The organism is Nonomuraea maritima (genome assembly GCF_900100395.1).
In the GTDB taxonomy this organism is placed as follows: domain Bacteria; phylum Actinomycetota; class Actinomycetes; order Streptosporangiales; family Streptosporangiaceae; genus Nonomuraea; species Nonomuraea maritima.
The window spans coordinates 38,479-46,976 of sequence record NZ_FNFB01000041.1; the positions used below are offsets into that span (position 1 = coordinate 38,479).

The 8,498-nt window shown below is 70.5% G+C and carries 11 protein-coding genes; 3 read left to right on the top strand and 8 right to left on the bottom strand.

Annotated features, from left to right (window positions below; genetic code table 11):
- Positions 1-107: 107 nt before the first annotated feature.
- The gene (locus BLR04_RS36555) at positions 108-635 is read right to left on the bottom strand and encodes an anti-sigma factor family protein (protein WP_090773753.1); all 528 of its coding nucleotides are present in this window, start codon (positions 633-635) and stop codon (positions 108-110) included.
- 1 nt (position 636) lies between these two features.
- On the bottom strand, positions 637-1,269 hold the full coding sequence (gene sigE, locus BLR04_RS36560; RefSeq protein WP_090773754.1) for an RNA polymerase sigma factor SigE: 633 nt from the start codon (positions 1,267-1,269) through the stop codon (positions 637-639).
- A gap of 194 nt (positions 1,270-1,463) precedes the next feature.
- On the opposite strand from sigE, the gene BLR04_RS36565 reads away from it, so the two are divergent.
- Positions 1,464-2,102 (top strand): O-methyltransferase, encoded by a 639-nt coding sequence (locus BLR04_RS36565; protein ID WP_090773755.1) that lies wholly within the window; start codon positions 1,464-1,466, stop codon positions 2,100-2,102.
- A gap of 33 nt (positions 2,103-2,135) precedes the next feature.
- Here the strand turns inward: BLR04_RS36565 and BLR04_RS36570 are convergent, their stop codons facing one another.
- Together BLR04_RS36570 and BLR04_RS36575 are read right to left on the bottom strand one after the other, a co-directional pair.
- Positions 2,136-3,545, bottom strand: coding sequence for a leucyl aminopeptidase (locus BLR04_RS36570; protein WP_176903471.1), 1,410 nt, complete (start codon positions 3,543-3,545; stop codon positions 2,136-2,138).
- Between the two features lie 83 nt (positions 3,546-3,628).
- Positions 3,629-3,796: a DUF3117 domain-containing protein gene (locus tag BLR04_RS36575; protein WP_020545024.1), complete on the bottom strand. Its 168-nt coding sequence runs from the start codon at positions 3,794-3,796 to the stop codon at positions 3,629-3,631.
- 181 nt (positions 3,797-3,977) lie between these two features.
- Here BLR04_RS36575 and BLR04_RS36580 point away from each other — a divergent pair, with 181 nt between their 5' ends.
- A complete protein-coding gene (locus tag BLR04_RS36580; protein WP_090773756.1) occupies positions 3,978-4,754 on the top strand; it encodes a PaaX family transcriptional regulator in 777 nt (258 codons plus the stop codon).
- Positions 4,751-5,527, top strand: coding sequence for an enoyl-CoA hydratase-related protein (locus BLR04_RS36585; protein WP_090773757.1), 777 nt, complete (start codon positions 4,751-4,753; stop codon positions 5,525-5,527). Before BLR04_RS36580 ends, BLR04_RS36585 begins: the two co-directional genes overlap by 4 nt.
- Here the strand turns inward: BLR04_RS36585 and BLR04_RS36590 are convergent.
- From BLR04_RS36590 to BLR04_RS36605, 4 genes are all read right to left on the bottom strand, one after another.
- Positions 5,514-6,089, bottom strand: coding sequence for a DNA-3-methyladenine glycosylase I (locus BLR04_RS36590; RefSeq protein WP_090773758.1), 576 nt, complete (start codon positions 6,087-6,089; stop codon positions 5,514-5,516). The two genes, BLR04_RS36585 and BLR04_RS36590, sit on opposite strands and share 14 nt — an antisense overlap.
- Complete coding sequence (locus BLR04_RS36595) at positions 6,086-6,691, bottom strand: hypothetical protein (RefSeq protein ID WP_090773759.1); 606 nt, start codon at positions 6,689-6,691, stop codon at positions 6,086-6,088. Before BLR04_RS36595 ends, BLR04_RS36590 begins: the two co-directional genes overlap by 4 nt.
- A gap of 80 nt (positions 6,692-6,771) precedes the next feature.
- Complete coding sequence (locus BLR04_RS36600; protein ID WP_090773760.1) at positions 6,772-7,356, bottom strand: LOG family protein; 585 nt, start codon at positions 7,354-7,356, stop codon at positions 6,772-6,774.
- 11 nt (positions 7,357-7,367) lie between these two features.
- Entirely contained in the window at positions 7,368-8,177 is an 810-nt protein-coding gene (locus BLR04_RS36605; RefSeq protein ID WP_090773761.1) for an LOG family protein, read from the bottom strand.
- Between the last annotated feature and the right edge of the window lie 321 nt (positions 8,178-8,498).

Consider the following 8,498-nt stretch of genomic DNA (forward strand, 5'->3'; position numbering starts at 1 on the left):
GTTATAAAGCTTTAATCAGGACTTGCCGCCGACAATTCCCGAACCCAGATCGTATGCCCCGCACGCCACGGCCTACGCCAACCGACTACCCGCCGCGAGCGCGGGCGTCAAGGCGTGATGGGCGCCGGTGCGGTCGTCATGGACGTACGGGCCTGCTGCTGGAAAAGTTCGACCGGAGGAGCCGGATTGTTCTGCCCCGCGCCGTTGGCCGCGAAGAACGTGCCGAGCGCGACGGCTGCCGAGACCACTCCTACCGCGACGTAGGTCGAACGGCGCCTACCACCACGTCCCGGGCCGGAACCCGCGCCGCTGCCGTCCCTGCGCGGGCGGTTGTCCAGGGGTGCGATGGTGTGCGGGCCCGGGAGCGGCACCCCACCGAAGGTGCGGGCCGGAAAAGGGCGCTCCCTCGGGGGCAGCGGCCCGCCCGGCTCCGCCATGCGCAGCAGGGACATCGTCAGGTCGGCCGGCATCGCGGGGGTGTCGATCGAGCGCAGGCGCGACTTCAGCGCGCGTACCGACTCGACTTCTCGCCGGCAGTCAGCGCAGAAGGTCAGATGGGCGAGCGCGCGTTCGCGCTCGGCATGATTGAGTTCGCCGTCGACGAGCGCGGATACGCGTTCTCCGAGATGAGCCATGTCAGACTTCCTCCCCACGGATCACGGTCGGGGGGAGTTGGGAATTACGGGGGGCTCGATGGTCGAGAGCCTCCCGCAACTGCGCCCGGCCACGGTGAATACGGCTTCGGACCGTACCCAGCTTGACGCCGAGCGTGGCCGCGATCTCCTCGTAAGACAGGCCCTCGATGTCACACAGCACGATCGCCGCCCGGAACTCGGGGGCGAGTGCGTCGAGGGCGGCCTGGATGTCGGGCTCCAGGTGGGCGTCGTCGAACGCCTGCGCCGGAGACGGCTCGCGCCCGCGCAGCCGCTCGGCGGCGTCGTCGGCGAGCCCCTCGAACCTGATGCGCTGCTTGCGCCGCGCCATGTCGAGGAAGAGGTTGGTCGTGATCCGGTGCAGCCACCCCTCGAAGGTGCCGGGGGTGTAGCTGGACAGCGACCTGAAGACCCGGACGAAGACCTCCTGGGTGAGGTCTTCCGCGTCGTGGATGTTGCCGGTGAGCCGGTAGGCGAGCCGATACACGCGTGCGGAGTGCGTCCGCACGACCTCCTCCCACGTCGGAGGCGTCCAATCAGACGACACGGGAGTATCCGCCTGGTGGTCGCTTTCGTCCACCAGCACTCCTCTCTCTGGGACCACCGCTACCGCCATAGTGCCTGGTTTCGTCCCTTCGTGCGCACTGACTGCCCTCCGGACCGGCAAAGCCCGTTTAAACCTGCAACGCCTCAGGACCCTCCTGAGTTCCCGTCCTGGCGTGTCTCCCCTAGGCTGCGAACGGTGCCAATCACGCGAATACCTTGTGCGGCCGATACGGCCCATCGCACGAAAGTGGGGGGAGGAGGCCGATGACCAGTCCGGTGGAGGCCACTCTGGCCTATGCGGAGCAGTTTCATCTGGAGGATGAGGTCCTGCACGCGGCGCGGCAGCGCGGGCTGGAGATGGGAGCCGCACCCATCCTTCCCGGAGGCGGGGCAGCTCTGTGTTTCCTCGCCACGGTCGTCAACGCCAAGTCGGTCGTCGAGATCGGCACGGGCTGCGGCGTCTCGGGGCTGTGGCTGCTGCGGGGCATGCGTCCCGACGGCACGCTGACGAGCGTCGACGTCGAGCCGGAACACCAGCGGCTGGCGCGGCAGGCGTTCACTGAGGCGGGCTTCTCCGGCGGGCGGCTCAGGCTGATCACGGGCCGGGCGCTCGACGTGCTGCCGCGGCTGTCCGACGGCGGCTACGACATGGTCTTCGCCGACGGCTCCAAGCGGGAGTACGCCGACTACCTGGCCGAGGCGGTCCGCCTGCTGCGCGTCGGCGGTGTCGTCGCCTTCGACAACATGCTGTGGCACAACCGCGTGGCCGACCCCGCGCAGCGCGACGCCGACACGGTGACGCTGCGCGAGGTGGGCAAGCTGGTGCAGTCGGACGAGCGCCTGCGCTCGGTGCTCATGCCGCTGGGTGACGGCCTGCTGGCGGCCGTCAAGATCGCCGACTAGCCGGCCCACCCCGAGGGTGAGCCGGCCCGCGGACTACGCGCGGGTGAGCCAGTCGAGCAGCACCCGCACGCCGAAACCGGTGGCGCCCTTGCTGAGGGTGCCCTCGTCGACGGTGCTGCGTCCGACGCCGGCGATGTCGAGGTGAGCCCACGGCCGTCCGCCGGTGAACTCCCGCAGGAACAGCGCCGCCGTGATCGACCCGGCGCCGTACCGCGAACCCGACTCGACGTTGGCCAGGTCGGCGATCTGCGACTCGAGCGCGGGCGCGTACTCGTCGATCAGCGGCATCCGCCACAGCCGGTCGTCGGTGGTGTCGCCCGCCTCCAGCAGTTGCTTGGCCAGGACGTCGTCGGAGGCGTAGACCGCGCCGACGTTGCGGCCGAGCGCCACCGTGATGGCGCCGGTGAGCGTGGCGATGTCGACGATCGCGTCGGGATCGAGGACGGCGTCGGCGTAGGCGAGCGCGTCGGCCATCACGATGCGGCCCTCGGCGTCGGTGTTGAGCACCTCGACCGTGCGGCCGCCGTAGTGGGTGATGACGTCGCTGGGCCGCTGCGCGGAGCCCGATGGCATGTTCTCGGCGGCGGCGACCAGCCCGGTGACCTTCACCGGGGCGCCCAGCTTCGCCAGCGCGCCGAGCACGGCGATGACGACCGCGCCACCGGCCATGTCGGTCTTCTGCAGCTTCATGTTCTCGGTCGGCTTGAGCGACAGGCCGCCCGAGTCGAACGTGATGCCCTTGCCCACCAGCACGATGTGCCGCTCGGCGGGCCCGGAGGGCGTGTAGGACAGCTGGATCAGCCGCGGCGGGCTGCCGGAGCCGCGGCCGACGGCGAGGATGCCGCCGAACCCGTCGGACTGCAGCTGCTCTTCGTCCCAGACGCGGGTCTCGACGCCGCTCTCGGCGGCCCGCTCGGCGAGCCAGGCCGGATTCTTCACGGAGGCCGGGGTGTTGGCCAGGTCGCGGGCCAGGGCCACGGCCTGCGCGACGGTCTGCGCCCGCCGTACGGCCTCCTGCTCCGCCCCCGCGAACGCGAGCGTCCGCACGGGCGTCCTGCCGCTCCTGCCGATCCGGAACGTGTACGCCGCCAGCAGTGCCGCCTCCGCGAACGCGGCCACGTCGCCCTCGGGCGGAACCACGGTCAGCGTGTCGCGGCCCTTGACCCGACGGGTCAGCGCCGCGCCGGCGGTGCGCAGGGCGCGGGGCGAGCCGTCGCCCACGCCGTACAGCAGCACGCGGCCCACGCCGCCGGCCCGTGCCACGGGTACCTCGACGATCTCCCCCGCCTCGCCCTTGGCCTCGTAGTGCGTCAGCAGGTCGGTCACCGGCAGGTGCAGCTCGACCGGGCGCGCAGGCTGCAGATCTGCGGAATACGGTACGGCGAGCAGTTCGGCGTCGTCGGGAACCTCGGCGACCACCGTCGCAGTGGTCTCAATAGGCACGGAAAAACTCCTTGGAAACGTCAGAGACCCTGGCGCGGGACTACGCCAGGGTCGGGGTACAAAGTATTTCTCTTCGGGAACGCTCAGCCGACGACGTTCTTCAGCGCTTCGCCGAGCGCCTTCGCCTCGTCGGCCGAGATCTCCACGACGAGCCGGCCGCCGCCCTCGAGAGGGACCCGCATGACAATGCCGCGCCCTTCCTTGGTGACCTCGAGCGGACCATCGCCGGTCCGCGGCTTCATCGCCGCCATGCGTGCATCCCTTTCTGCCTTGGGCTCCCGCGGCCCGCGATTTCCGACCTCCCATGGGGGGTGGTCGGCGCATTCACGTCTTCTGTGATGTCCTATTCTCCCGCATCGAGAGCGCTCATGGGTAACGATCTCCTCCCAGAATGCGTTGTCGAGGGGTGCGATCACGTCCAAACTGGACCTTGTGCACGCTCGCGCCGCTCTCTTCGATGTGTATGGAGATCACCTGCGTTCCCGCGGCGGACAGGCCACCGTCGCCGCGCTCGTCCGCCTGCTGAAACCTCTGGAAATAGCCGCTCCAGCCGTGCGTACCGCGGTTTCCCGCATGGTGCGGCAAGGGTGGCTGAGCCCCGTCAGACTGCCCCAGGGAGCCGGTTATGCGCTGACGCCGAAGTGCGTCAGACGGCTGGACGAGGCGGCGCTCAGAATTTACCGATCGGGAACGCTGTCCTGGCACGGCCGCTGGCACGTGATCATCGTGGAGCCCGTACGCGACCGCACCCGCAGGGAGCGGCTACGGGCCGATCTGACGTTCCTCGGGTACGCCGCGCTGGCGGAGACGACGTGGATCGGTCCGCGGTCGTCGATCGAGCTGGACAACCTGCTCGACGGCGAGGGCATCCGGGCCGACCGGTTCGACGCGGCGCTGGAGGGCGACCCGCGCGAACTCGTGGCCAGGGCATGGGATCTGGGCGCCATCGGCGAGGCGTACGAGCAGTGGCACGCCGAAGCTGTCACGCTGGTCAGCACGCTGCCGGAGGGGGCCCCGGACCACCAGGTCTTCGCCACGAGAAGCCGGCTCGTGCACGGCTGGCGCAACTTTCTCTTCCGTGACCCCGGCCTGCCGCCGGAGCTGTTGCCGGTGGGGTGGCCGGGCGAGAAGGCCAGGGCCTACTTCGAGCAGGAGGCCGCCCGGCTGCTGCCCGCAGCCGCCGCGTTCGTCGACAGGGAGTTACAGTGATCCGCTATGACGTGACCGACGCCGTCGCCACCATCACGCTCGACCGGCCCGAGGCCATGAACTCGCTGACCACCGAGGTCAAGGAGGCGCTGCACGGCGCGCTGCGGCGGGCCGCGGCCGACCACGGCGTCAGGGCGGTGCTGCTCACCGGAAGCGGCCGGGCCTTCTGCGCGGGCCAGGACCTGCGCGAGCACGCCGACAACCTGCGGGCGGGCCGCGGCCTGGCCAACACCGTGCGCGAGCACTACAACCCGATCGTCGAGCTGATCACCACCATGGCCAAGCCGGTGGTGGCCGCCGTCAACGGTGTGGCCGCGGGAGCGGGCGCGTCCCTGGCGTTCGCGTGCGACCTGCGGCTCGCCTCCGACAGGGCGAAGTTCGCGATGGCGTTCGCCGGCATCGGCCTCGCGCCCGACTCGGGCGCCTCATGGACGCTGCAGCGCCTGGTCGGCCGGGGCCGCGCCGCCGAGCTGATGCTGCTCGGCGAGCCGCTCGACGCGGCCCGCGCGCTGGAGCTGGGCCTGGTCTCGCGCGTGGTGCCGGCCGACGACCTGCAGAAGGCCGCACAGGAGCTCGCCGTACGGCTGGCGCAGGGGCCGACCCTCGCCTACGCCGCCACGAAGCGGGCACTCGCGTACGCCGCGACGCACTCCCTCACGGACGCCCTGTCGATGGAGGCCGACCTCCAGGACAGCTGCGCCGCCACGCGCGACCACGTCAGGGCCACGGAGTCGTTCCTCGCCAAGGAGCGGCCGGTCTTCACCGCGGAGTGAGGCGGCGGGCCACGCAGTCCTCGATGTGGTCGTTGACCAGGCCGATGGCCTGCATCAGCGCGTACGCGGTGGTGGGGCCGACGAAGCGGAAGCCGTGGCTCTTCAGCTCTTTGGCCAGCGCCTTGGAGGCCGGGGTGGCGGCGGGCACGTCGGCCGGGGTGGGCGGGGCGGGGGCGTCGGGGTCGGCGTACCGCCACACCAGCTCCGACAGCCCGCCGGGCAGGTCGAGCGCCGCTTGCGCGTTGCCGATCGCGGCCTCGATCTTGGCCCGGTTGCGGACGATGCCGGCGTCGGCGAGCAGGCGGGTGACGTCGTCGTCGGTGTAGGCGGCGACCTTGGGGATCGAGAAGTGGTCGAAGGCGGCCCTGAAGTTCTCGCGCTTGCGCAGGATCGTCAGCCACGACAGGCCCGACTGGAACGCCTCCAGCACCACCCGCTCGTAGACGGCGTCGTCGCCCTTGACCGGGCGGCCCCACTCGTCGTCGTGGTAGGCCTGGTACATCGGGTCGGCGAGCCCCGGCCACGGGCAGCGGATGATCGGCTCGCTGGTCGGCAGGCTCACCGTCGCTCGTCCTCCTTCTCCGGCACCGGCTCGGCGTCGGACGGCTTGTCGTCGGCGGCGGGCTCGGGGGCCGTGCCGTTCGACGCGGCGGGGTCGCCGTCGCCGTTGACCTCGATCGTCTCGACGCGCCACTCGGGGTCGTCGGGACGGCTGATCTCACCCTCGGCGTCCCACGCCACTGTGGAGCCGCTCGCCGTCACCGGGTCGCCGGACTCGGGCAGCTCGCGCGGCGCCGGCGCGTCGGGCTGGTGCGCGGTACGCGGCTCGGGCCCCGGCGGGGCGTAGGCCTCCTGCCGCGCGTACAGCCTGCTGGCCAGCAGCTCGGAGACGCGCTGCTCCAGCACGGCGATCCGGTTGTCGCGGGCGCTGATCGCGCCGGCGGCCCGGCGCAGGGTCTCGTCGACGCTCGCCGTGTGGTAGCCGACCAGGTTGACCGGCAGCTGCAGCGCCATGACGTCGACCGCCGTGAGGTGCCCCGACTCGGGCAGGTCGAGCGGCGGCACGTCAGGAGGGAACTCGCCCAGCTCACCGCCCTTGCCCAGGGAGACCAGGACCACGCAGGCCAGGACGGCGATGGCGGCGATGGCGAGAATGACCAGCACATTGGCATCGTACTCATACTGCGGAGCGCATTCAGCGATCTACCGCAAGTAGCACAATCCGTACATAGGGGTACCCCTTGTCAGCCCGCGGCCTCTCCGAGTTCGGCGACGCTGGGCCGCACCGGCTGCGGGCGCGACTCCAGGTGCGCGAACGCCTCCTCCACCGTCGAGGCGAACGAGATCGCGTCGAAGACGTCGGGACGGGTGAAGCCCTCGTCGTACATGTGGCCGACCATCGCCCGCAGCGGCTCGTACAGCCCCCAGGGGTCGAGGACCACCAGGGGACGGTCGTGGATGCCGAGCACCCGCGAGGTCCAGATCTCGAACAACTCCTCCAGCGTGCCGATCCCGCCCGGCAGCACCAGGAACGCGTCGGAGCGGGCGTCCATGACGCCCTTGCGCTCGCGCATGTCGGCGGTGACGACGAGCTCGCTGGAGTCGTGGTCGGCCACCTCGATGTCCACCAGCACCTGCGGGATCACGCCGATCGTCCGCCCGCCGGCCGCGCGGGCGGCGGACGTCACCGCGCCCATGCACGACACCGTGGCGCCGCCACTCACGAGGGTGTGCCCGCGCCTGGCCAGCTCGGTGCCGACCTCGGCGGCGAGGTCGACGTACTTGCGGTCGATGGTCTGGCTGGAGGCGCAGAAGACGCAGATGTTCACAAAGGTGAAGCCTATTGCGGCTCCGCGACCTGGGCGGCGCAGGCCTCGGTCTCTTCCTCGAACTGCCGGGAGCGGGCCATGTCGGCCTCCACGATGATGCGCACGGCCTCGTCCACGTCGTCGGTGACGGTGATCAGGTCGAGGTCGTCGGCGGCGACCTTTCCGGTGCCGAGCAGGGAGCTCTTGATCCAGTCCATCAGGCCGCTCCAGTACTCGGAGCCCATCAGCACCACGGGGAAGGAGGTCACCTTGCGCGTCTGCACCAGGGTGAGCGCCTCGAACAGCTCGTCGAGCGTGCCGAAGCCGCCGGGCAGCGTGATGAAGCCGCAGGAGTACTTGACGAACATCGTCTTGCGCACGAAGAAGTAGCGGAACTCGACGCCCAGGTCGACGTAGTCGTTCATGCGCTGCTCGAACGGCAGCTCGATGCCGAGCCCGACCGACACCGCCCCGTCGACCTCACGCGCGCCCCGGTTGACCGCCTCCATGAGGCCGGGACCGCCGCCGGTGATCACGGCGTAGCCGGCCTCGGCCAGGGCCTGGCCGAGGCGGACGCCCGTCCGGTAGTCGGGGGAGTCGACGGGGGTGCGGGCCGAGCCGAAGACCGTGACCGCCGGCGGCAGCTCGGCGAGCTGGCCGAACCCCTCCACGAACTCCGCCTGGATGCGCAGCACTCGCCAGGGGTCGGTGTGCACCCAGTCGGTCGGCCCCTGCCGGGCCAGCAGCCGCTGGTCGTGCGTCGAGCTCGGAACGAGCCGCCCCCGCACGAACGCCTGCCCCTGGCGGTGTTCCCGGCGATTGTCACGACGTGGTTGTTCCATGCGGGTCACGCTAGTTCCTAATCAGTTCTGGGAGTAAGCCATCCGGCAGACTCCTGGTGGTAGCCGCTGACAGGTGAGCACTCTGGGTTCCTGGACATCGAGTCCTGGTGAAAGACCGTGCCCCTGCCGGTCGGCCGGGAGAGTTGATCGCTGATGGGATGTCGTGCCCGCCCGCAGAGGCGTGAGCACTGCTTGATTAGGTCGCTGATGGTTCTCCCGCAGGCTGCTGAAGGTGATCGGCATCGAGAACGGGAGGACCGTTGCGACTGTTCGTGGGTGATGACTGGGCCGAAGACCACCACGACGTGGAGGTGATGGACG

Bases quoted from the DNA above. Each gene is read 5' to 3' on its own strand.
- BLR04_RS36555 (WP_090773753.1), bottom strand. From the start codon at position 635: ATGGCTCATCTCGGAGAACGCGTATCCGCGCTCGTCGACGGCGAACTC.
- BLR04_RS36565 (WP_090773755.1), top strand. From the start codon at position 1,464: ATGACCAGTCCGGTGGAGGCCACTCTGGCCTATGCGGAGCAGTTTCAT.
- BLR04_RS36575 (WP_020545024.1), bottom strand. From the start codon at position 3,796: ATGGCGGCGATGAAGCCGCGGACCGGCGATGGTCCGCTCGAGGTCACC.
- sigE (WP_090773754.1), bottom strand. From the start codon at position 1,269: ATGGCGGTAGCGGTGGTCCCAGAGAGAGGAGTGCTGGTGGACGAAAGC.
- BLR04_RS36605 (WP_090773761.1), bottom strand. From the start codon at position 8,177: ATGGAACAACCACGTCGTGACAATCGCCGGGAACACCGCCAGGGGCAG.